This window comes from Aquabacterium sp. A7-Y, from assembly GCF_026153205.1.
Classification (GTDB): Bacteria; Pseudomonadota; Gammaproteobacteria; order Burkholderiales; family Burkholderiaceae_C; genus Caldimonas.
This window is the reverse complement of record NZ_JAPFBW010000002.1, coordinates 104,482-125,731: the sequence shown is the minus strand read 5'-3', so window position 1 is coordinate 125,731 and position 21,250 is coordinate 104,482. Positions and strand designations below refer to the sequence as shown.

Genomic DNA, 21,250 nt, shown 5'->3' with positions numbered 1-21,250 from the left:
GGACCAAAAGAGACGGCCGGGGCTGTTCGGGAACAGCGCCGGGCCGGAAGGCGCCCCAATAGGGAGGGAAGAACGCGGGGCGCGCTCGAGAGTTTAGCGGTGGCCTGTGCAAGCAGCGACGGGAACCTATGCCAGTAGGACCGGCACGAAAAACCACAAGAGCGCGCCGACCACCAGCACGGCCAGCCGCGTCGCGATGGTGTCGGAGACCCAGTTGAGCAGGGAGAAGTAGGCCGCGCTGAAGGCCAGTGTGCCGAGGCAGCTCAAGGCCAACGACCAGCCGATAGTCGCGAACATTAGCCCAAGAAGCAGCGCCACCAACGTTTATGGCTTCGCTTTCGCCGCCCCGAAAGAGCGTCGGCGACGGCCCCGGCGATCAATCCCAGCAGCAATTAGGGGATGGGCCGCTCATAGTAAATGTCGGGTACAGAGTGAAGAAGACCAGATAGGCGAGAACCGGGCCGCCAAATGCCCGGCCATCGCAAACCGCACTGGCCTCACGTGCAGCCCATGAGGTCGACACCAGGGCGTGGCGTGCCGTCTCGCTGTTCCCTAGTCACCTTGCACCCTCCCCCTTCCTTGCTGGGCAGAACGCTATTCGCAGCCAGCCCGCGCTGCCGCGCCGCATGGGCTACGCAGCCCGTTTCAAACCTGCAGCCTCCGCGCGCTTAACGATGGCGAACGCGCGCAGCGCTTCGAGACAAGGCACGATACCTACAACCTCACACCACGTTTGGAATGCCTCGGGCTCAACAACCAAGCGAACGACCGGCCGTCCCGCTGCGCTCGCTTCCAGCCTACCGGTCTGCTCCATCACATTCCATTCCGCGAAAGACGACGGAAACTTCAGATCGTTTTTGCACAGCCGTGCCACCGCCGCGAAGCGTTCTTCGTCCATCTCGATGCCGGCCAGATCTTTTTTCATGAGGCGAAAAGAAGTGAAGTAGGAAAGCCTTGCGGTTATACAGGAGACTGATGAACGCGCGGCAGCTTTGCTAGCACCAGACGGACGTAAGCAATCGGAGTGCCCAACTACGCCGATGGGTCGTCGCCGCCGGCCAGCGCCTGCGATACGACGTGAATCACGGACGCTGCGCTCGCGGGCTTGCGCAGATGGAGATCGAATCCGGCCTGCGCCGCGGCCTCTCGGTCGTCTTCGGATGTGCAGGCCGTTAACGCAACCAAGAATGTCCGTTCTCGTCCACCTGCGCCGCGGATCTTGCGCGCGGCTTCGTATCCATCCATCACCGGCATGTTGATGTCCATGATCACCAGCGCCGGTCGAAAGCTACGGGCGCATTCGACCGCTTCCAATCCGTTGTACACCACCTGGACGTGGTGACCCAACAAGCCGAGCAACACCGCGAGCGAGTCTGCCGCGTCCTTGTTGTCGTCGACTACGAGAATCCGGGGGCCTTGGTCAACATCTAAAGCAGGAGATTCAGATTGCATGCGTCCGATGCTGCAAACAGCATTCCCCGCTTCCGCTTCAAGGCAACAGTCGATGGCCAGACGAAACCGAGTGCAACGCTACCGGGTGGGGGCGGCAGAACCGGGCCGGGCTACTCCGCTTGAGCCTCCGGCGGTCCCGTCTCTAGCCGCAGTGCTCGTAGAAGAGCGGACTTGGGGGGACGGCAGGACCAGGCGGTGCAATTCGGATTGCAGCGCCAGCAAGTTCAAGGGTTTGCTGAGGTGACCGTCCATGCCCGCCTCATTGGCGCGCCCTGAGGATACGGTCTCCAGCCCCGCCGTGAGCGCGATGATGGTGAACGGGGGCAGTTCGCCCACGCTTTGTTTACGGCGAATGCGCCTCGCCGCCTCATAACCGTCCATGTACGGCATGTCGATGTCCATCAACACAACCTGTGGCGGCCTCTGAGCGCAGCGTTCAATGCCCTCAAACGCGTCGATCGCCGTCTCCACGGAGTACCCCAACACTCTTGCCATTTCGCCGGCAAGGAGGCGGTTGACTTCGTTGTCGTCCACGATCAGCAGGACGGGACGGTGGTGCTCAAACAGCGGGGCTGGGATGGTGAGACCAGAAGAAGGCGCCGCGCCGGAACGGGCCCGGAGGGTCTGTTCGTTCAGCTCCGCCGGACTGAACGGGTACAGCCGGACCTCGAAGCCCTCCAACGGCCCTGCCGTCTCCAGAGTTGCCGCACCGAGCGGAACGGTCAGCGTGCGCAGGGCAGACGCGGGCAGCAGCTGGTTCAGGCGCCGTAGAGAGGCCAAGGGGGCGTCTTGCCGCTCGACGACGACCAGCCAGGCGGGCGGCGTCGCACGGGGGGCCAGAGCGGCAAGGGCATCGGCGGCGTCCTCGCAAGACGAGAAATGCGTGGTGCGCCACCCCAAGCGCTGCAACTGCCGCAGCAGCGATTCCGTCACCACCCCATCAAAGGCTGTGACCCAGGCAGAGGCGCCGCGGGCGCTGACGTCAGGCTCCGTTGTAACGCCACCCAAGTGCGCCAGCCTGAAGTTGAACAAAGCGCCCTCGGAGGGGATGCAAGTGAACACCAAGCTCGCACCGGTGTTGGGGCAGGTGCCGAACGCGGAACGAACGTGCTCCTCCGAGCGGCGATCCCGGGCCAACTCCTGCAAATGCAAACGCTGCATCACCTGGGAGGTCATGGCGTTGTCGCACAGTGGGCCCGTGCCGCCGGCGCTGATGAGTACCACGGACTCCGCGTCGTTCAGCGTCACCCGGGCATGCAGCATGACAAAGCCCTCGGCCAATACGTCGCCGGCCCCACACAGCAGCCGGTGGATGGCGCACTGCATCTGCACCTCGTCCCCCTGCAAAGTGACGAGAGGGCCGTGGTAGTCGAACGAGAGCGATTGCCGCCGCTTGAGAGCGCTGGCGAAGGCGTAGCGGGCACCGGTGGTGAACACCTCCGCAAAGTCGAATGTGGTCATCGGGTCCGCTCCCAGAACGGACGCCAAACCACAGCAGCCTCCGGGGAGGAACGCCCCCAAAAGTCAGGTCGAGCGCCGTAACCCTGACGGTAGAGGATCGGCCCGTGTTCTGGCGCTATTTTGTACTTGCGAGGATGGTCTCTTCCCCACAAGCCCACGCAGGCCGCCTCGCTCGAGAGGGGGTAGTTGCCCTAGGTGCGCGGTTTGCCGGCGGGATTAAGTTTCATAGATCGGGCGGCATCCTGTCGCGTCGATGTCCGGCGACGGACGCCCGAAGAAGGCGCTTTGCGCGATGATCCAGCCCGGTACCGGGGCCTCGAACGACCTCTCTTTGCCTGACGACGCGGCCCCCTCGGACCTGGCGTCGCTTTCGTCGTGGCTGCAAGATCTGCTGCTGTCGGGAGCACGGTGCTGTGATGTGCTGGAGCCGATGCTGCAACAGCTGATGCGCTGCACAGACAGCCAGAAGGGACTGCTGGCCCAGGCGAGGACGCTGACCGACGCCGAATCCTCTTCCCTGCGCACTCTGGTGGTGGCGGACCTCGCCTGGACCCACCCGGTGCTGCGGTGTTACGACAAGGTGGACACGGACGGCGGGGTGTTGCTCGGTCTGGCCAAGGAACTGCAGCATACGCGCGTGAGCGACGGCTGCTGGCGCCGGCGGCCGTCGAAAGACGCCCCGGCAGTGGTCGGTTTCCCGTTGCGGTTCGGCTCGGCCTGTCTGGGGGTGCTGATGCTCGCCCGCCAAGGGCCTGCCTATGACGACCTGTTCGTGGCCCAGATGGGGCCGATGGTTCATAGCCTCGCACACGTCCTGTTTCTTGAGCTGCGGGACCAGCTACAGGCCCTGGACCGAGAGCCCCAGCCGCCGGGCAGCGGCCTGCTGCGGCTCATCGCACAACACGTGCGCGATGTCGTTTGTCTCCATGGCCCCGACGGTCGCTACGAGTACGTCAGCCCCTCGTCCGCCCCCACGGTGGGATACGAGCCGTCCGACCTGCTCGGCAAGCTGCCCCTGGACTTCATCCATGTCGACGACCGGGAGGACCTCACCGCGCGCATCGCCGCCTTGCTCCGAAAGGACGCGCCGGAGGCAGCCGTGCGCTACCGCTTCCGCCACGGCCAGGGCCACTGGATTTGGCTGGAGACCTTGAGCACGGCCTTGCCGGACGAGCGCGATGTGGTGCGGGGCTTCATGACGGTGTCGAGGGACGTCACCGAGCGCGTCGAGGCCGAGCAGCATGCGCGCGCGCAGGACGAACTGCTCCGGAAGCTGGCGGCGCAGGTGCCAGGCATGATTTACCAGTACCGACTCTGGCCGGACGATCACGCCAACCTCCCGTATGCCAGCGAGGCGGTGCGTTCCTTGTTTGCGGCGACCCCGGAGCAAGTGCGGGAGTCGGCGCAAGCCGTGTTCGACCGCCTGCACTCCGAGGACCTGGAGCGAGTAAAGGCTGACATCGCTCGCTCTGCTCGGGAAGCGCGCGCTTGGCGGGACGAGTTCCGGGTGGTGTTGCCCGACGGCCGCGTGCGTTGGCTCGAAGCCCACGCCCTACCGGAACGCCTATCGGACGGCAGTGTCGTGTGGCACGGCTACTGCAGCGACGTGACCGATCGCAAGTCGCTCGAGGAAGAGCAAGTGGCGCGGCGCGCCGCGGAAGCGGCCAACCGAGCCAAGACAGAGTTCCTGTCGCGGGTCAGCCATGAGTTGAGGACACCGTTGAACGCGGTCATCGGCTTCGCCCAGTTGCTCGAACTGGAAGCGCGGCAAGCCCAGGACGCACGGCCCGTGCGCCATGTGACGAACATTCTGAACGCAGGACGCCACCTGCTGGCCGTGCTCAACGACGTGTTGGAGCTGTCGACCATCGAAGCGGGTGGCATGTCGCTGTCGATCGAGCCGATCGATCTCTCCGGGGTGGTGCACGAAGCCGTGTCGCTGGTTCAGCCGCAAGCCGCGCGGGCCGCGGTGACACTCGATGTGCGTCTGGCGCCCGTGCACGCGTTTGTACGAGCTGACCGCACGCGCTTGCGCCAAGTGCTGGTGAACCTGCTCAGCAATGCCGTCAAATACAACCGGCAGGCCGGACATGTCGACGTGACATTGGAGACCCTGGACGCGCAGATCGCGCTGCACGTCGCGGACACGGGGCGCGGCATGTCGGCTGAACAGTTGGCCCATCTGTACGAGCCGTTCAACCGGCTCGGCGCGGCCCATGGGGTGGAAGGAACGGGGCTGGGTTTGGTGATCGCGCGCAGCCTGGTGGAGCTGATGCAGGGGCAGTTGGAAGTGCGCAGCGAAGTCGGCGTCGGCTCGACCTTCACGGTGCGGTTGCCCCGTGTGGTCGGCAGGTTGATGGCCGACGAGGCGCTGGAGTCGGGCGGGGTTCCGCAGGCGAGCCTCACCGGTTCGCACACGGTGCTCTATGTCGAGGACAACGAGCTGAATGTTTTGCTGCTGCGGGAAGTGTTCCGCTTGCGCCCCTCCGTGCGTCTGCTCGTCGCCGACTCAGGGGCAGCGGCACTTGATCTCTTGGCGCGCGAGGTGCCGGACCTGGTGTTGCTGGACATGCACCTCGGCGACATGAACGGGCCAGAGTTGCTGCGTCATTTCCGGCATGACCGACGCTGCGCATCGGTGCCCATCGTGGCGATCTCGGCAGATGCGATGCCGGAGCAGATCAGGGCGGCCCGGCGCCTGGGTTTCGACGACTACCTCACCAAGCCGGTGGACATCCCGGCGGTACTGCAGTGCGTGGACCGTCTGCTCCTGAATAAGAAGACTGGGGCGGGGAACAACCGTTGAGGGACACAACAGGGCCTGCCGATCGCGGTCGTGCGCAGGTCAGCATTAACTGGGCGAGGTGCCGCAGCCAGGCAATCGCTTATCTAAGAGACCGGAGCTTCTGCTTCTCTCCCGACGTGCTTGCGGGCTGCTGGCCGCGGCGTCAGACCTAGAGACGGCCCGGGATCGATGACCGACGAGATGCCGAGGAGCAAGCGCGCTTCCGTCTCACGGCGCGCGACCAGTCCGGCCAAAACCTTGCCGCCACCGTAGACCCAGCGGCGCAGCTCTCGCGCCGCAGCAGTCCAGTCCCGCTCGTTAAGTCGGCGGCGCAGCGTGGAGGTCTGCAAGCGCCCGGCCCCAAGGTTCAATGTGAAGTCGACGATGGCCGCGAGCCGCCCCTCCGGCTCGCTGTACAGCACCGGGCAGTAGCGCAGCGTCGCCTCAAGCGCCTTGGCCAGGTCCTGCATCAGGTAGACCTCGGCCTCGGCTTCGGTGATGGGCGGGTGGTCGGGCTTGCAGAGATGGCCATAACCGATAGTCAGATACCCCGCCGGGCAGATGTACGGGTGGGCCCGGCGCAGAGGATCGTGCTTCGGAACGCGGTGGAAGCCCTCAAAGCGTTTGGCCAGCTCGATGGCCTGCGGAGGCACTTCGATCACAGGTGCGCCCATCGCTTGCCCCGTTTGATGAGGCCGACCTGCGTTGGTGACACGCCGAAGCGGCGTCCCAGCTCGACATGAGAACCGATCTCGCTGCGGATGCAACGCACTTGGTCTGCCGTTAGGCGGGCAGCTGGGTTGTGCTCACCCAGGCTTCGAGCCGCCCGACCCTTGGCGACCATGTCGGCTGCGTTGTCCTTGTGTGTGCCGACAAACAGGTGAGCCGGGTTGACGCACCGCGGGTTGTCGCAACGATGGCAGACACACCATCCGCATGAGATCTCTCCGTTATACAGTTGATAAGCGACGCGGTGCGCACGCAGCTGCACACCGTCCTTTCGCTTCAGAAAGCCATAGCCCTGGGGGCACGAGGCTGCTGTCCAGTTCCAGCACTGTGTTTCCGGATCGATCTTGAACTTGGCCAGGAATCGCTGGCGCAGCGGCGTTTCTGGTCTTCCAGTACGGGCCATCACGCGCCCCGTACCTTGTCTAAGGTCCTGGAAAGGTACCAGTAGTTCAGTACCCCGGACAGCAGCGCTTGGTCCGCATCGGTCCAGGCTGCGAGCAATGCAGCGCCGAAGCTGACCCCTGTCTGGACCGACCCAACGAAGGTCGCCGCCTTCACGCTGCAGTACATCGCCACCAGCAAGTAGGTGACGACCGGCCGCACGCTTGTCGACAACGCATCTGCCCACTTCACGCCTGAGGGCCGGCCCTGCGCCGCAATTGCCTCTTTCAGCGCTCCTATCGCCCCGACGTTCCAGGCGACGTCGGCCGCCGCTCCGATCTCAGCCATGCGCTGCGCGCCCCTGAGACGCTCGAACTCCAGCGCCTTGTCCTGCATCGCCAGCTCCTGGGCGCGCTCGCCCGCACGGTCCAGCCACTTGAGCAGCTCGGGCGCGAGCCGGAAGGCGCCGCCGAGCAAGCCGCCCAGCAGCGTCTCGATCACTGGCCGCCTCCCCAGGGGTTGAACTTGATGGAAGCACCAATCAACAGCGCCGCGAGCAGCCCGGTGGTGAACACCTTGACGACGGTGCGCCACGCTGTGCGGCGGGCGTCACGCCAGGCGTCCAGCAGATCGCGCAGCTCTCGCAGGTCGCGCGCCGCATCGCCGCGGTCGTCGAAGCCGAGCAGCATCAGCACGCGCTCGGCACCGCGCTCTGCCGCCCGGTCCAACAGATCGTCGAAGTCCTCCTTGTTCAACACCAGCATGTTGTCCACCAAGGCAGGTTTGTTCTCTTCAGTCATCGGTGTTCTCCAAATGAAAAACCCGCCACAGGGGCGGGTTCGGGTGGGGAAGGGGAAGATCAGATGGCTATGCCGGGACTCCAGCCGGCCGCCTTGTAGACGCTCAACTTGTTTTCGTGCTCAAGGAAGCAGAGCCAGCCGACCTTGGGCGCGTGGTACTCCCAGGCGCCTGCGATGCGCACCGCGACCTGTCCCGTCTTTCCGGCCCAGGCACCGGTGGCGCCTGCCGGAACGATGTAGCGGTCGCCGTCCGCCGGGGTGGCCGGCGGCGCGGTGAGATCCCGGTCCTTGACCGACAGTCCCACCACGGCGCCCAGCCGTTTCAGATTGGCGTCCATGCCGCCGTTCCAGTTGTGTTCCCCCTGGGCCCAGCCGTAGGTCAGGCCGAGGTTGGGATCGGTGCTCGCCAATTCAAACGCCTCCGTAGTAGTTGCCGTAGTGCAGGCCGTAGCCGGCCCGCTCGAACTCGATGCTGTGCTTCTGCCAGGACACGTGGCCGTCGCGGAGTGACTCGATCTCCACCCGCAGCTTTGCGTTGACCCGCCCGAGCCCCGAGTCCGCGAGCTCCTGCGCCAGCGGCCAGGTCACGCTGTTGCCCGCGAGGCCGGTCAAGGTGCGCCGCAGCGAGCCGGTCTCGCCGTAGAAGCGCACGGTGGTGGTTTGCCCCGCCTCCGGCGTGATCTCGCCTTCGGTCTGCAGGACGAGGTAGGCCGTCTGCGTGCGGCGGTTGCGTGTGGCCCAGCTGATGATGATCTCGCCCGCGACTGCCGCCGGGTAGGTCCGGCTGTTGACGCGGGGGTTGCCGGGGCAGTAGGGCCGGATGAAGCGCTTGGCCAGCGTCAGGCTCATCTCCGGGGCTTCGCCCAGCGGCAAGGTCCCGCGCGCCGTCTGCGTCAGCAGCCGGGCCCGCACCGTCTCGCCCTGGACGTACTCCGGTTGCAGGTAGTGGCGAGCCTCCTCGGCGAACCACACCCGGCTGCCGGCGGGGTGCCCGACGGGCACCGTGTCGAGCAGGCCGCGCTCGAACACCGCAGCTGGCTCCCCGGCGCCTGCCCGGTCGAGCGAGGCGACCTTGAGCCACTCCCCGTTCACCAGGGCGAGCCCGCCCGCTTCGACATCCTCCAAGCCGATGCCGTTCGCCAGTGACACGCGCACCTGGCTGCCGGATGGCGGCAGCGCCACCGCCAGGATCGCCGTCGGCGTGAAGCTGCCCTGGCCCTTGTCCTCCCAGCCGCCACCCACGCGGGCCATCGCCTTGAACCCGAAGGCGTCGCCGCTCGGCCGCGAGCCGCAGACCGCCACGAGCCCGTCCAGGTCACCGATGTCCCCGAGCCGGCTGTCCGACTCGCCAGTGAGGTCCTGGACGATCCACCAGTACGGCACCTCGAACAGCGCCTGTTGCGGACAGGGCAAGGGTTCGCTGGTCGGTTCCTTCCAGCCGGACGGTGGCGGTGCCGAATAGACCGATTGCGGCAGGCCGAAGATGTCCTGCACGCAGTCGACCCGCACCGCCCCGCTCGCCAGCTCGCCATAGGCGGTGCGGACAATGCGCATCGGCAGCTGCTCGATGCCGTAAGGCGGCCAGGACAGCTTCACGACGCCGCCGATCTGCAGCGCCGCGGCCTGCCGGTTGGCGATAAAGGTGCACTTGGCGAGGCTGGCCGACAGCTGCTTCAGTTCCCGCATGGCGACCCGCGTGGCCAGCGCCCCGTGGCTGATGCCCGGGTACTGGAGTGAAGTGGCGACCACGCCGCCGTTGAGTTGCACCGCGGCGATGTCCTGCACCGTGACCGAGGCATCCTTGTCGCTCGCCGCGTCCCGGTACACCACCGTCACCTGGTTGACGGTTTCGCCCCAGGACGGCCGGGTGAACTCCTCGATGCGCAGGATGTTGGAGGGGTCGAAAATCGGCAGCCGGTCCAACTGGTAGTCGGCCCGCGCCAGCTGCAGCACGAAGAGCCCCGAGCGCGGGTGTACATAGAGCACCCCGTCGACGTGCTTGAGCACCGAGAGCACGAAGCTCTCAATCGTTTCTTCCTGGGACCACAGCAGGGACAGACCGAACCCCTCGGCGTGCAGCGTGTCCGCCGCCGCCCGGAAGCTGGCCTCGTCCATGTCGCCGGCCGGGTAGCCCATGCCCCAGTCCGCATTGGTCAGGCACTCGCGGATGATGTGGGCCGGGTTGGCGTCAGCGCCGATCGCGGCTTTCTGCTCGTACCAGCCCCGCGGCGTTCGACGGGCGCGAACGGACCATGGCTTGATATACGGATTCATCGCCGCGACCCACACCCGCTTGAGCACCAGCGACACCACCCCCCTAAAGGCCGGGATGTCGGCCCCGAGCCGCTCTTGCAGGTAGGCGTTGCGGCCTTGGCTTGGCTCGCCCATGAGGATGTCGACGGAGCCCTCGACGCCGCCCTCGCGGTCCTCACCCCCGAACAGGTCCAGCCGGTTGATGCCGATGGTGGTGGTGCTGGTGGCCTGCCCGGACCAGGCCACCCGCTCGCCGACCCGGATCTCGGTGACGGCGTCCACCGGCCCATGGCACAACACCAGCTGCGCACCCAGTCCGTACCAGTGGCCAACCGTGACCTTCTTCTTGCTGCCACCGCCGCTCATTGATCAGGCTCTTGTGTCGCGGCTTGCTCGGCCTGCTGGGCAACGCGCACTGCCATCGCGTCGCCGCTGGCGCGCAGCCACTCGGCCGGCACGCCCTGCTCGACGAACTCGGCCCATGTCCGCTCGCGCCCCTCGAACCAGCGGCGCATGCCGCGGGCGCAATAGCCCAACTGGCGCGCGTGTTCCAGCCGTGCTGTCACCTCGCTCACTTCTTGCCTCCGCTCTTCTTCTTGATGGGCTTGACCTGCACGTCGCCGTACCAGACGACATTCGGGCCGGAGATCACGCGGGTGCCGAACAGCACGGGGATGGGCGCATCCTGGGACGCTATGGGAACGTCCTTGTCGCCGATCTGGCCGGGCTGCGCTTCCTGGGTTCTCGGTTTGGGCGCGAGCAGCGCCGACAGGACCGTCGTGACGATCCAGACGATGATTTGGGCCCACATGGGGTGCTGGCTCTAAACGATGGCGTCGCCCGAAAACGGGTTCTTCCAGGGGATGAACGGAAAACCGCCGAAGTTGTCGAGGTTGTTGAATCGGCCCTTGCAGTGGTTCATCGAGTGGTCGCAGCCGGCGTACAGCTGCACCGGATCGCCCACGGTCAGGCCCAGCAGCGGCGCGGCCAGCGTGAGGTCGATGCCGGCGTGGGCCACCACCATCCGGGCGCCGGCTGTGCCCTGCAGGTAGCCGCCGACGAAGTAGCCGCTCTCGCGGGCAGCTGCCGTCGCAACCTGAACGCTGATGCCACTGACCGCGGCGACCGTGCCGTCGACCCGGAAGCTGTCGCGCAGCGCCGCACACCCGGCCGAGTAAAGAACGTGCCGGCAGTTGATCTGGTAGCGCGCCCGCAGCCCGAGCCGCTTGAGCGAGGAGCCGACCGGCTCGCACTTGAGCGTCGCTTCCGCGCCGGACAGCCGTGCCACCATCACGCGCCCCTTCCAGTAGGTGACGAACTCGCTCGCTTCGCTGCCCGGCCCGACGTGGCGCCGGTACACCGTCAGGCTCACCACGCCCTCGGGCGGCGCGGCAATGAAGAGCGCTGCCAGCGGCAGGTCCCGGGGCACGCGCACCTCGATGCCGTTGCGCGACAGCTCGTTGCTCTGCTCGATCTGGCTGCGGGCGATCGGCGCCGGGTCGTAGGTCTCGGACTGGAAGTCGATGGCCTCCTGTGCCGAGGTGTAGAGCCAGCGCTGGCTGCCTTGGGCGAACCGGTACAGCTCCTGCGGCTGCCCGTGGTGCGCCGACTGCTCTTGCGTCAGGTAGTTCATGAAGGCAAGGTCCGGGTCGAGAGTTGGAGGCGGGCGATCTGGTCGGTCTCCCAGAACAGCTCCACGGCGTCCTGGTCGAGCCGGGCCAGTTCCAACCAGGAGATCTGCAGGAACTGCGCGGGCGCGACGGTCACGCCCAGCGGGGCGTCGAGCGAGATCAGCTCTTCATCGGCGGAGAGTTCGTCCCCGCCGGTGACGCGGCGGTAAAACACCCCCGCGGTGGTGCGCAGCACCAGGTCGCGGCGTTGCGGGTGGGCGGCCACGAAGCGGCTGTAGCCGACGTTGCGCACGGTGATCCCGCTGTCGGCGGTGGCGACGGGACGGGTGACCACCAGGTCCGACTCGAAGGTCGGCAGCCACGCGGGATTGGCACGTCCGGCGCGCATCGCCAGCCAAGCGCGGAACCGACTCACCTGCACGCGATCCGGCAGCAGCCAACTCAACCGCCGCCCAATTTGCGGTATCCCGGACTCATCCTCGAAACCGCGGGCACCGGTCTGGTGGTCGAGCACCGTCAGCTTGCGCTGCCAGTTGTCCTCGACGTCCTCGCTTCGGTTGGGCGGCCAATCGAAGATCTGGTAGCCCTGGTAGGCCAGACCGGCCTCCGCCCCTACCGGGGCCGTCAGGTCTTCCACGGTGAAGCGGCAGCGGCCCTCGGCGAGGGTGTCTGTGATGCGCCGCACGGCCGTCTGCCCCTCCAAGCGCGCTAGGCGCGCGGGGAACACCTGGGTCCCGGCAGGCCAGCTGCGGCCGAGAGCGAGGTTCAGCGTCAGCGTGTTGCCCTCGACCGCGAGAACTTGCACGGCTTCGTTGTCCAGGACAGAGCGCCATAGCACCGCCATGCCGCCCGGGTGGTAGTCGCTATTCGCTGCGTCCTGGACCTGCAGCTCCATCGCGCCCGCCTTCACCTCATCGGGCAGGTAGGCGATGTCGGTCCACACCGGCAGGCAGTACGTCCGCCCGCCCCACGCGAACAGCAGGTGATCCAGCACCCGCGCGTCTTGCCCCTCCAGCAGGAAGCCGTACTCGAAACCCCGCCTCGGCATCTGGCGCAGCCGGATGCGCTGCTCGGTGCCGTCATGCGCTTCCAGCACCTCGGTGAGCCACTCCAGGCGTTCGGTGATGCCGTCGGCCCAGTTGGGCCGGATGCCGAACACCACCACCCGCCGGCCCGTTACGGGCAGCACTGCTGCCAGCCCGCTGGCAAAACGGAAGGTGTAGCGGGCGTCGATCAGGGGCGCACCGCGGCTGCTGGCCGTGAAACGGTAGAGCCGGGTCTGCAGCGGGCCGAAGGCCAGCGGCGGCTCCGGCTGCCCCGACAGGGTCAGGCCATCGGTGGCGGTCGCTTCGATCGCGTTCAGCGTGTGAGCGTCGAGGTGGGCGTTCCAGACCTCCAATCGTCGCTCCACCGGGCTGATGACGTTGCCCAGGTCGATGCGCGCGGGGATCAGGTGGATGCGGTGGTACCAGTCGCCCACGAAGGTCGGGAGGTAGCTCCCGGCACGAGGGAGCCGCAGCTCGTCGACTGGCTGGGTGTCGGCCTTGGCGCCCGATGCCGAGGCGGCGCTGTCCCGTGTGTCGAAGGGATAGGTGACGCGCTCGAACTCGGAGATCTCCGGCGAACGGCGGTAGTTGGTCGGCTCCTGAACGATCGAGCCGGGCAGGAGGCTGCCGGGCAGCGTCGCCATGGCTCAGCGCACCAGCCGCACCGCGTAGCCGTGCACACCCGACTTGCCGTTTTTGGAGTGCCCGGGAAACGCCATCCACTCCTCCCGCCCGATGGCGAAGGGCTCGGCCGCGGTGTAATGCTGGATGTTCAGATAGCGCAAGTGCGGGGTGTAGCCGAAGGGCGAAAAAAAGCCGTCCGGCCGCTCGACGAAGACATAAAACGGCTGCATCGGCGCGGCGCCGTTCAGCGTGTTCGGGGCGTGCGCCCACCAGTAGCGCGCCAGGCTCTCGCGGGGCCCGCCGGTGCCGTCCTCCCAGGTCGACTTGGCGCGCTTGCCGGTCAGCGGGTGGTTGTGGCAGACCGAAAACCAGCCGTCGAAACCGTCCACCTTGGCCCGCACGAAACTGCCGCCGAAGGACTTGAAGTCGTTGAACGGTAGGCCGCAGTGGTGATCCTGGCGGTAGGCAAACACGAAGTCGTTCGTGTTGGTATAGATGGAGTCGGACGGACCGAAGGCGCCCGACACGAACGCGCCTCCGGGGTAGCTGCCGTGTTTCGTCAATTGCCCGAAGGCCAGGTGGTGGTACACGCCCGGCGCCACCTCTGCGACCATCGTGAGCAGGGTCGGGTTCTCGACCGAGAACAGGTGGTAGGTGCAGGGGCCCACGGCTTCGTACAAGCCGCAGCCCTCCAGCTGGTTGTTCGGGCTGCGAATCGTGCCCGGTTGGTTGTTCCAAGGCTGCGCCGCATCGAAGCCGTCGGCGCCGACCAGGAAGATGCCGGTGACGCCCTCGTAGCCCGGACGCAGCGCCTCCTCGACGGCGCTGCGCAGGTGCACAAACTGGTCCGCCTTCTGCAGGGACAGCTGCTGCCCGGTACCGGAGGCTCCCCAGCGCAGTTCCTTCCAGCCATTGGCGACCGCAAAGACCCGCAATGCGTCCAGCAGCTGGCTGGGCCCGGTAGCGGAGCCCGTTTGATACGCCATCGTTTTGCTTCCTTCTTTCAGGCCAGGCGCAGCGCCCAGTAGTCGCGCACCGAGGTGCGGTAGACGTTCTGCACCACCAGTTGGTCCACACCCTGCTGCGGGACCCGCTCTTGATCGCCATCCAAGTGGGCACTCTCGTGCCGTTTTTGCAGTTCGACGTCAACGGCAGAACGGGGACCTGCGTCTGGGAAGCGACGGGGCTGCCGAGTGGGCTCTGCGATCAGTTCGTCAAGACGACCTTGCACAGCATTCACTGTGGCGCGACCCGGGCGAGCCGCGCGAAAGCACGACGACACGCACGTGGGCTGAGCCCGTGGCGGCCGCCTCCAACACCGCCCCCGCAACTGGCTCGCGCCGTGCTCGATGTGCTGAGGCTGTAGGACCGATTACGGCCTGTCGCGCTGCAGCCTGCAAGGCCAGCACGGGGGGGTGATCAGATGGACGCGCTTGTATCTCCATGAGTCAAAAAACCGCCCATCGAGTCCTTCCCTGTGGGAGCCTGTCTCTTTATGCTGTGTGCGCGGCGGACGCCGTAAGGGCGCCGACCCGAAGGTGCGGGAACACCTCGGGGCGGCTAACCACAACCAACTTCTCCTGAAAGTTAATCGTGGCTGATGACAATCATAGGCCGGGCGAAGCCTTGCCCACAACCAAGCTCGAGAAGCGCGAGCGATACCTCAGCGTCAATGGCGCATTCGTCCCGCATGACCGCACGCGGGAGCCACCGGGGACTGCCGATACGCCGGTGCCGTGGGTTCGCCTGCGGGGGAAATGGCTGAGGGACGCGGGTTTTGAGGTCGACGCGAAGGTTCGGGTGCGGATCATGGCCGGCTGCTTGGTGCTGACAACCGATTGAAGGAGGGCGAGCGGGCCGCCGCCCGTGCGGCCCATCCTCCTCGGCCTGGAGGGCGTACTCAACGCCTCAGCGCACCGGTCGCCCATAGCGAGATCACCATCGCGATCGCCAACCAGATCAGAACCACCACTACGCCGCCAACGACGCTACGCGGCTTCGAGCCTTGGTCCAACATCCACTGCTCTGCCTTCTGACGTGACTCGGCTAGCACCTCAGGTGGCAGAAGCCTGATGGTGAGCCAGATCAGAACGGGCAACAGGACGACATCGTCGAGGTACCCAAGCACTGGAATGAAGTCGGGGATGAGGTCAATCGGGCTGAGGGTGTAAGCCACGACGAACCCTCCCATGGCCTTGGCATACCAGGGCGTCGATGGATGGGTCCGCGCAAACCACAGGGTCAGCCGCGTCACGCTTGACGCGGCGCGCCCAAGCGCGAGTCGTCTCAACAAAGTTCATCGGGTAACTGATGCACACGGGATGCTGTGCACTGTACGCTGGGGCAGGCCGGCAGATTCCCAATCCCGGGTCAAGTGGTGTTGACCAGACGCCTAGCGGGTCGGGTCGTCAAGAAGCGGTCGCCGGCCGCTGATCTGCTTCAGCCCTGCGCCGCCTCGGAATCGGACACTTCGTTGACCACCGGCTCGGCGCCTGGCCTGGCTCGTACTGCCTTTGAGGACCGGAGCTTCTTGGCCGTTGCCTTCGACTCCGCCGAACGTTTGCGGCCCTGCTTGGCAGGGGTGTCCGATGCAGCAGCCTTCCGAGTTGAACCGCCGGCACTTGCCTTCTTCCCCGCAGCCTTACGTGCCCGCTTCTTGGGTGCAGCCTTCGGGCGGCAGCCGTTTTCACACCAGCGCGACGCGTTCTGGCAGAAGCTGGAGCTTCGTCGTCGGCTATCGCGCTGGCCTCGGCGTCCGGTTTCGCGAGGAAGGACTCAAGCGCCTCACCGTTCTCCAGCGCAGCTCGGAGCCATCTCGGACGGGGACCACGGCCGGACCAGCTGTTCCCGTTGGCATCCTGGTACTTGGGCACGGCCGACGCTGATCCATTGGGTTCCGGCTTCTTCGGCGCGCGTGCCTTCTGCTCCCCGCCGAACACGCCCTCCGCGGTGAAGCCGTAGAGCGCGATCTGTTTCTTGATTTCCTTCAGAACGCCTGCCCCTTCCCTTCGCCTCGCCACCTCCATCTGGCGACGCAGGCTTTCCATCTGTTCTTGAAGTTGCGCATAAGTCTTCGGCATTACGTACACCTCCGCGGCACCAATCGAACGAGCATACAGGAGAGGTGGCCTCCTGCTGTGCAGGACCGCTGGGCTACCCCCGTTGCCATCGAACAAGTGATGCCATCTGACTTAAGTCCTTCGGCGTCCTGCCCATCGTCGGTTGGTGCCCGCAGGGCGGCCTTCCCCGACTGGGTGGATAGCTGCCTTCGCAGCACGTGCCCTCGCTGTATATGCAGTGGACTGCGATGGTCCGCATAAAGGCGTGATCACGACCCGCTCGCCGATCCTCAAGTTCGGCGAAATCCAGCCGATATCACCGAGACGTGTCGCTGAATCGGACGAAAGGGTCCGTTGGAGTACCGCCATGACCACCACGCTCGTCGTCAACGAACACTACTTGAACCGCGTCGTCGCGGTCGCCGAGACCGCCGGCATCGAAGCCGCTGAAGACATCGTCACCGGCAGCGGCATCAAGCTCGTCGCCAAGGGTACGCGCATCGACGCGAAGGCGAAGGACCGCCTGCTGCAGCACAAGCTGCGCAAGCCGCTGGAGTCGTCGGTTCGCGTGATTGACGGGGCAGCTGCTCAACAGCTCGACAAGGTGGCCGAGGCCCTGCTAGACCGGCATGCGCTGCTGGCGCACGTGTGCGGCGGCACGACGGCGCGGCTGGTCACGACCGCCTTGCGTGAATTGCACCTGACGGCGCCGACGGAATCGATGCTGACCGTCTACGCCGCGCAAGGGCCGCACAAGCTGGAGCACGCGGTAGGCGTGAGCCTGCTCGGCGCCGCGATGTACCACGACCTGCCCGAGGGCGGCAGCAAGGGGTTGCATACGCTGATGATGGCCGGCTTGCTGCATGACGTCGGCGAGCTCTACATCGATCCGGCGATCCTGAAAGCCGGGCCGCGGCTCAAGGCGGAGCAGTGGAAGCACATCGCGACGCACCCGATCGTGGCGGCGCACCTGTTGCGCGACATGCCGGGCGCTGGTGCGCAGGTGGCCGAGGCGGTGCTGTTCCACCACGAGCGGTTGGACGGCTTCGGCTACCCGCAGGGGCTGCGCGGCGTACAGTTGCCGGTGTCAGGCCAGGTGCTCGCGCTGGCTGAGATGCTGATTGGCTTGATCGAAGCCGGGCGTAGTCCCAGTGAGCGGGCAGACGTCGCCATCAAGCTCATTCGCGGCGAATTCAACCGCACCTTGGTGGCGCGCGTAGCACAGGCCGCACGAGTGTCCGCCGCTCTGCCCTCAGAGCCGGCGTCCCCGCTCACGTCAGGTGAGATCGAAGCATTGGTTGCGAGGGTGTCGGTCCTCAGCGCCACACTGCAACGTCTGTACGCACTGGCCGCCAACATCGACGAGCAGATCCGCGGCGGCAACCCGGCGCTCAAGGAGTTGATGCACCATGCGCACGAGCGCGGCCGGCGCATCCGGCTCGCGTTTTCGAGCACGGGCCTCGACACCCTCAGCCCGCAGGTACTGCGCGAACGCCTGGGGGTCGCGGAGCCGCATGTTCACTTCGAAGTGGAGATCATCCTGCGGGAGATCGAGTGGCGCTTGCGCGAAGTGAAGCGCGAGACGCGGATTCGGATGGAACGCCTGCCGGCAGCGGAAGCCGCGCTGGTGCGCCACTTCATCGAGCAGAGCAAGGAGGCCGCGCGGGGGGCTGCAGCGCAGGTGGCTTCGCAGCTGGGGTCGTAGAGCCGGCCTGCGTGAGCGCGTACTGCACCCCGAGTGGTAAGCGCGGGCGGTACCGGTGCTGCGCGGCTCCCGCTGTTGCTTCCCCATTCGCGATACCGCAATCGCCTGCCTACCCTGTCGCGGTGATGACGAGATGCGTCGCGACAGGCTTGCACGCAGGGCAAGCGCCACGAGTCAGAACTGCTTAGGCAGCGTCACCCGCGCACTGCGGGGCTCGGCCAGGTGGAAGTGCTTGTCCTCGACCACCTCTGCTTCCCCCGGCAGCCGGGACTCATACAAGTACTCGATGTCGTTCGCCTTGCGGTCCAGCAAGTTGATGACGTCCAGCGTCGCTTCAACGTCCTTGCCGAACTGCCGCGCCACCCGCAGGTTGGTCAGCAGGGTCGAAAGGCGCGCGCACGTTGTTGTCCTCGATCAAAGGGCTCGGCCCCAGGTAGCGCCACTGCAGGCTGGCCGACCAAGGCCCGAGGTCTTTGACGGTGCCCGCGACCGAGGCCACCCGTTCCACGGCGCTGTGGATGTGGTCACCGGCAGGATCGTCGCCCCGGAACTGACCTCGCCGTCGGCGAGGAAGCGATCGAGCACAGTCCAACGGTTCAGGCTGTACTCGATGGCGCCAGCAATGCCGCTGCCATCCGGCACCCGCTGGCGCTCGCGCTGCAGCCAGGCGCGCAGTTCGTCCCAGTCCAGCTGCGTCTGCTCTGGCGAATCGCCAGCCGTTCCTGGGCGTTGCAGTTCCGGGCGGCCTTCTCGAGCTTGAAGATCAAGGCCATGCACCGAATCGCCTCGGCGGCCACGTCGCTGTCGCCGTGCTTGATCAACTCGTCGAACTTGCCCCGGGCGTGCACCAGTGCTGGCACGCCGAAGGGCAATCGCGAAGCGAGTTGCCCCGACTTTCGGACTTTGCATGGAGAGCCAGCGGCGCGCACCGTCTCACGACCTCGACGCATCGCGTGCCAGTTGTTGCCCGCGTCGGCCGCCGCTCACTTCTTGTCTGTAACCAGAAGGCTCATGCCGCGGTTGCCCCGATTTTGCACGGCATCGCGGACCGCAAGCAGCAGCTCTCTCGCATCGCACGGTTTAGGCAACACCGGAAGAGTCAGCGACCGAGCCATGTTGAGTTCTTCGGTGTATCCCGTCATCAGCACAATCGCAGTCCTCGGGTGGCGTTGCTGCGCGATGGTCGCAAGCTCGACACCGCTCAGTCTGCCCGGCATACGGACGTCGGTCAGGAGGATCGAGAACAACTCGCCGCTGTCAAGAGTAGCAAGTGCTTCATCCCCTGTGCGAACGCACCGTACCTGGCATCCCGCGGACACCAAGACTTCCCGTATTGCCGAAGCCACATCGGGGTTGTCCTCCGCGAGGAGCACCGCAGCGTTGACCTGCATGTCCGCCTCCTCGACGCTTTGCTCAGGCGACACCAGGGCCTCCGAGACAACGGGGAAGCGCATGCGGACAACCGTTCCCCGTCCGGGCGCGCTTTCAACGACCACGGAACCGCCGGCCTGCGAGCACATGCCAAACACCTGACTGAGCCCCAGGCCGGTTCCGTGGCCCAGCGGTTTCGTGGTGAAGAAGGGCTCGAACACGCGCTCCAGCACGTCGGGCTCTATCCCCCGTCCTGTGTCTTCCACCTCGAGCAGGACCGAGGGAGCAGGGCCGGCTTGCTGACCTTCCTCTCTACGAACTCTGACCGTCAATGTGCCGCCGCCGGGCATCGCATCTTTGGCATTGATCGCAAGGTTCAGCAGCGCAAGCTCGAGTTCGCCGGGGTCGATCTCAATGCACATCGACCCCTCTGCTACCTCGGCCCGCACCGCGATCGCGCTGCCGACTGCGGGCTGGACCAGTTCAAGCAGGGCTGGAAGGCGGGTGCGAAGGTCGAGCACTTCGGGCCGCAGCGCCTGACGCCTCGAGAACGTGAGCAGCTGCCGGGTCAGGCGCGTTCCTGCGGCGACCGCACGCTCTATGCCGGCCAGCTGGGGATCTAGCTCACCCTGACGGTGCAAACGCCGCAGGATGTGCGCGTTCGTCCCCACCACCATCATCAGATTGTTGAAATCGTGCGCGATGCCGCCCGTCAAATGGCCGACGGCTTCTAGGCGCTGATTCTGAATGACCGCAGTTTGTGCTCGTTCTGCCTTCGCCAGGGCTTCTTTCACTCGTTGCTCCATCGCCTCGGCGGCGCCCTGGATCGACGCCGACGCCACTGCCATTGCGCGCAGCACTTCGTCCGTTTCGGCCAGGCCTGTCTCGGTTGCCTTGATGTCGGCTCCGCGGCCCAAATCTTCGGCGACTTGGCGAATCGCTGTCACGGGCCTCAGGATGCTTCTTGCAGCCCACATCGCGCCGGCCACCGCAGCAAGGGTCAATACAGCAGCAACCGCAGCGAATCGCCCCACCGCCCGGGCCGGGAAAGCCAGCTCCTGCACGGGCACGCCAATGATGACGCCCCAGCCGTAGGGCTGGGCTTTGCTGAAGGCCGCGAAGACCCGCCGCCCGTCAACGGACACGGTGTAGAAGGCGCCTTCACTTTTCGACGCAAGCTGGGCGAGCATGTCCTGCGTCACTGTCTTGCCGACAATCGTCGCCGGATCTGTCGTCCTCGCCACAATGCGACCCGTGCGATCGATCACCGATCCAATCCATGACGGCGGCAGACGTTGGTCGTTCAGCACCTTCTGCAAGTGGCTCGCGAAGCTCCCCATCCCCACGTAGTAGATGACCTTGCCATCTCTGACGACGGGTGCCTCCAATGCAAAGCTGTACTGCTTGCCAAAAGGTGCAAAGTAGAGGTCTGAAACCACCGTCGCAAGCGGGTCGGTTCTGAGCGGAGGGAAAACCGTTGTTGGAAGGTTCGATTCTCCGAAGGGGCGTCGAGTGTTGAGAAGCTGTCGGCCGCCAAGATCAGAGAGAATGATGGCGCTATCGTTGGTCGGAGCTACTCTCCTCGCGTAGTGGTAAAACCCCTCGAGATCGTTTTTGGTCAACGTGGGTGACTCCGAGAGGGTTCTGACGATCGCTTCTCGCCTCGCAAGTTCGCGATCAACAACCAGAGACACGGCCCGGGTCGTCTCCAACACACGCGCGGAAAACGCCTGCTTTTCCTCGGCGTAGAACGCGAGGATCGCGGCGACAGCGGCGAGTACCGTGGGAATCATCGCTGCGAGGACCAGGAGAACCAGCCGGGCGCGGATGGTGCTCGCGCGAACTCCCCCACCATCTGCTTGTATGACGGGCGCAGAAAACCGCGCGCACCAGGTGTACGGTGAACCGAAACGGAAACGGAAAGCCATCACTGCATGAAATCTCAAGTACAAG

At 65.9% G+C, this 21,250-nt stretch carries 22 protein-coding genes and 2 pseudogenes; 3 read left to right on the top strand and 21 right to left on the bottom strand.

Translation table 11 applies throughout. The annotated features are described in order from the left end of the window. Positions 1-126: 126 nt before the first annotated feature. The 4 genes from OOT46_RS02445 to OOT46_RS02430 all read right to left on the bottom strand — a co-directional run bounded on the left by OOT46_RS02445 (position 127) and on the right by OOT46_RS02430 (position 2,913). Positions 127-297 (bottom strand): hypothetical protein, encoded by a 171-nt coding sequence (locus tag OOT46_RS02445; protein WP_265401987.1) that lies wholly within the window; start codon positions 295-297, stop codon positions 127-129. Between the two features lie 334 nt (positions 298-631). Then, the gene (locus OOT46_RS02440; RefSeq protein WP_265401986.1) at positions 632-925 is read right to left on the bottom strand and encodes a hypothetical protein; all 294 of its coding nucleotides are present in this window, start codon (positions 923-925) and stop codon (positions 632-634) included. Between the two features lie 107 nt (positions 926-1,032). Further along, positions 1,033-1,452, bottom strand: coding sequence for a response regulator (locus OOT46_RS02435; protein ID WP_265401985.1), 420 nt, complete (start codon positions 1,450-1,452; stop codon positions 1,033-1,035). Positions 1,453-1,530: 78 nt separating this feature from the next. Next, entirely contained in the window at positions 1,531-2,913 is a 1,383-nt protein-coding gene (locus tag OOT46_RS02430; RefSeq protein ID WP_265401984.1) for a response regulator, read from the bottom strand. A 253-nt stretch (positions 2,914-3,166) separates the two neighbouring features. On the opposite strand from OOT46_RS02430, the gene OOT46_RS02425 reads away from it, so the two are divergent. Next, positions 3,167-5,719, top strand: coding sequence for an ATP-binding protein (locus OOT46_RS02425; protein WP_265401983.1), 2,553 nt, complete (start codon positions 3,167-3,169; stop codon positions 5,717-5,719). Positions 5,720-5,904: 185 nt separating this feature from the next. On the opposite strand, the pseudogene OOT46_RS02420 reads toward OOT46_RS02425, so the two are convergent. From OOT46_RS02420 to OOT46_RS02370, 11 genes and pseudogenes are all read right to left on the bottom strand, one after another. Next, positions 5,905-6,360, bottom strand: a pseudogene (locus OOT46_RS02420) (lysozyme); the annotation flags it as partial. Beyond that, positions 6,357-6,830, bottom strand: coding sequence for an HNH endonuclease signature motif containing protein (locus tag OOT46_RS02415; protein ID WP_265402114.1), 474 nt, complete (start codon positions 6,828-6,830; stop codon positions 6,357-6,359). The gene OOT46_RS02415 and the pseudogene OOT46_RS02420, both read right to left, overlap by 4 nt. After that, entirely contained in the window at positions 6,830-7,309 is a 480-nt protein-coding gene (locus OOT46_RS02410) for a hypothetical protein (protein ID WP_265401982.1), read from the bottom strand. The genes OOT46_RS02415 and OOT46_RS02410 overlap by 1 nt, the downstream gene beginning before the upstream one ends. Beyond that, positions 7,306-7,608 carry a DUF6127 family protein gene (locus tag OOT46_RS02405; protein WP_265401981.1) on the bottom strand — a complete coding sequence of 101 codons (303 nt, stop codon included), beginning with the start codon at positions 7,606-7,608 and terminating at the stop codon, positions 7,306-7,308. Before OOT46_RS02405 ends, OOT46_RS02410 begins: the two co-directional genes overlap by 4 nt. A 59-nt stretch (positions 7,609-7,667) precedes the next feature. After that, positions 7,668-8,018, bottom strand: a complete 351-nt coding sequence (locus tag OOT46_RS02400; protein ID WP_265401980.1) for a DUF2793 domain-containing protein — start codon at positions 8,016-8,018, stop codon at positions 7,668-7,670. 1 nt (position 8,019) lies between these two features. Further along, on the bottom strand, positions 8,020-10,227 hold the full coding sequence (locus tag OOT46_RS02395) for a phage tail protein (RefSeq protein WP_265401979.1): 2,208 nt from the start codon (positions 10,225-10,227) through the stop codon (positions 8,020-8,022). After that, a complete protein-coding gene (locus OOT46_RS02390) occupies positions 10,224-10,436 on the bottom strand; it encodes a hypothetical protein (protein ID WP_265401978.1) in 213 nt (70 codons plus the stop codon). Before OOT46_RS02390 ends, OOT46_RS02395 begins: the two co-directional genes overlap by 4 nt. Next, complete coding sequence (locus tag OOT46_RS02385) at positions 10,433-10,672, bottom strand: hypothetical protein (protein ID WP_265401977.1); 240 nt, start codon at positions 10,670-10,672, stop codon at positions 10,433-10,435. Before OOT46_RS02385 ends, OOT46_RS02390 begins: the two co-directional genes overlap by 4 nt. Before the next feature lie 12 nt (positions 10,673-10,684). Beyond that, on the bottom strand, positions 10,685-11,494 hold the full coding sequence (locus OOT46_RS02380) for a DUF2163 domain-containing protein (protein ID WP_265401976.1): 810 nt from the start codon (positions 11,492-11,494) through the stop codon (positions 10,685-10,687). Continuing rightward, positions 11,491-13,182, bottom strand: a complete 1,692-nt coding sequence (locus tag OOT46_RS02375) for a hypothetical protein (RefSeq protein WP_265401975.1) — start codon at positions 13,180-13,182, stop codon at positions 11,491-11,493. Before OOT46_RS02375 ends, OOT46_RS02380 begins: the two co-directional genes overlap by 4 nt. Before the next feature lie 3 nt (positions 13,183-13,185). Next, entirely contained in the window at positions 13,186-14,148 is a 963-nt protein-coding gene (locus tag OOT46_RS02370; RefSeq protein ID WP_265401974.1) for a hypothetical protein, read from the bottom strand. 607 nt (positions 14,149-14,755) lie between these two features. Between OOT46_RS02370 and OOT46_RS02365 the strand changes: the two genes are divergently transcribed. Beyond that, positions 14,756-15,004 carry a SymE family type I addiction module toxin gene (locus tag OOT46_RS02365; protein ID WP_265401973.1) on the top strand — a complete coding sequence of 83 codons (249 nt, stop codon included), beginning with the start codon at positions 14,756-14,758 and terminating at the stop codon, positions 15,002-15,004. Positions 15,005-15,062: 58 nt separating this feature from the next. Here OOT46_RS02365 and OOT46_RS02360 read toward each other — a convergent pair. Beyond that, a pseudogene (locus OOT46_RS02360) lies at positions 15,063-15,462 on the bottom strand (YkvA family protein). Positions 15,463-15,570: 108 nt separating this feature from the next. Further along, positions 15,571-16,188 (bottom strand): H-NS family nucleoid-associated regulatory protein, encoded by a 618-nt coding sequence (locus OOT46_RS30880; RefSeq protein WP_416136141.1) that lies wholly within the window; start codon positions 16,186-16,188, stop codon positions 15,571-15,573. A gap of 400 nt (positions 16,189-16,588) precedes the next feature. On the opposite strand from OOT46_RS30880, the gene OOT46_RS02355 reads away from it, so the two are divergent. Further along, positions 16,589-17,926: an HD-GYP domain-containing protein gene (locus OOT46_RS02355; RefSeq protein ID WP_265401972.1), complete on the top strand. Its 1,338-nt coding sequence runs from the start codon at positions 16,589-16,591 to the stop codon at positions 17,924-17,926. A 174-nt stretch (positions 17,927-18,100) separates the two neighbouring features. Here OOT46_RS02355 and OOT46_RS02350 read toward each other — a convergent pair whose 3' ends face one another. The 4 genes from OOT46_RS02350 to OOT46_RS02340 form a co-directional block, all read right to left on the bottom strand. Beyond that, on the bottom strand, positions 18,101-18,289 hold the full coding sequence (locus tag OOT46_RS02350; RefSeq protein WP_265401971.1) for a hypothetical protein: 189 nt from the start codon (positions 18,287-18,289) through the stop codon (positions 18,101-18,103). Positions 18,290-18,340: 51 nt separating this feature from the next. Beyond that, positions 18,341-18,568: a hypothetical protein gene (locus OOT46_RS30875; protein ID WP_416136140.1), complete on the bottom strand. Its 228-nt coding sequence runs from the start codon at positions 18,566-18,568 to the stop codon at positions 18,341-18,343. Next, on the bottom strand, positions 18,523-18,786 hold the full coding sequence (locus OOT46_RS02345; protein ID WP_265401970.1) for an IS66 family transposase: 264 nt from the start codon (positions 18,784-18,786) through the stop codon (positions 18,523-18,525). Before OOT46_RS02345 ends, OOT46_RS30875 begins: the two co-directional genes overlap by 46 nt. 123 nt (positions 18,787-18,909) lie before the next feature. Continuing rightward, positions 18,910-21,225, bottom strand: a complete 2,316-nt coding sequence (locus tag OOT46_RS02340; RefSeq protein ID WP_265401969.1) for an ATP-binding protein — start codon at positions 21,223-21,225, stop codon at positions 18,910-18,912. Between the last annotated feature and the right edge of the window lie 25 nt (positions 21,226-21,250).

What these genes read in the sequence shown, in the direction of transcription:
- OOT46_RS02415 (WP_265402114.1), bottom strand. Translation starts at nt 6,830, where the DNA reads ATGGCCCGTACTGGAAGACCAGAAACGCCGCTGCGCCAGCGATTCCTG.
- OOT46_RS02425 (WP_265401983.1), top strand. Translation starts at nt 3,167, where the DNA reads ATGTCCGGCGACGGACGCCCGAAGAAGGCGCTTTGCGCGATGATCCAG.
- OOT46_RS02445 (WP_265401987.1), bottom strand. Translation starts at nt 297, where the DNA reads ATGTTCGCGACTATCGGCTGGTCGTTGGCCTTGAGCTGCCTCGGCACA.
- OOT46_RS02435 (WP_265401985.1), bottom strand. Translation starts at nt 1,452, where the DNA reads ATGCAATCTGAATCTCCTGCTTTAGATGTTGACCAAGGCCCCCGGATT.
- OOT46_RS02430 (WP_265401984.1), bottom strand. Translation starts at nt 2,913, where the DNA reads ATGACCACATTCGACTTTGCGGAGGTGTTCACCACCGGTGCCCGCTAC.
- OOT46_RS02355 (WP_265401972.1), top strand. Translation starts at nt 16,589, where the DNA reads ATGACCACCACGCTCGTCGTCAACGAACACTACTTGAACCGCGTCGTC.
- OOT46_RS02380 (WP_265401976.1), bottom strand. Translation starts at nt 11,494, where the DNA reads ATGAACTACCTGACGCAAGAGCAGTCGGCGCACCACGGGCAGCCGCAG.
- OOT46_RS02440 (WP_265401986.1), bottom strand. Translation starts at nt 925, where the DNA reads ATGAAAAAAGATCTGGCCGGCATCGAGATGGACGAAGAACGCTTCGCG.
- OOT46_RS02370 (WP_265401974.1), bottom strand. Translation starts at nt 14,148, where the DNA reads ATGGCGTATCAAACGGGCTCCGCTACCGGGCCCAGCCAGCTGCTGGAC.
- OOT46_RS02375 (WP_265401975.1), bottom strand. Translation starts at nt 13,182, where the DNA reads ATGGCGACGCTGCCCGGCAGCCTCCTGCCCGGCTCGATCGTTCAGGAG.
- OOT46_RS02405 (WP_265401981.1), bottom strand. Translation starts at nt 7,608, where the DNA reads ATGACTGAAGAGAACAAACCTGCCTTGGTGGACAACATGCTGGTGTTG.
- OOT46_RS02340 (WP_265401969.1), bottom strand. Translation starts at nt 21,225, where the DNA reads ATGGCTTTCCGTTTCCGTTTCGGTTCACCGTACACCTGGTGCGCGCGG.
- OOT46_RS30880 (WP_416136141.1), bottom strand. Translation starts at nt 16,188, where the DNA reads ATGGAGGTGGCGAGGCGAAGGGAAGGGGCAGGCGTTCTGAAGGAAATC.
- OOT46_RS02385 (WP_265401977.1), bottom strand. Translation starts at nt 10,672, where the DNA reads ATGTGGGCCCAAATCATCGTCTGGATCGTCACGACGGTCCTGTCGGCG.
- OOT46_RS02395 (WP_265401979.1), bottom strand. Translation starts at nt 10,227, where the DNA reads ATGAGCGGCGGTGGCAGCAAGAAGAAGGTCACGGTTGGCCACTGGTAC.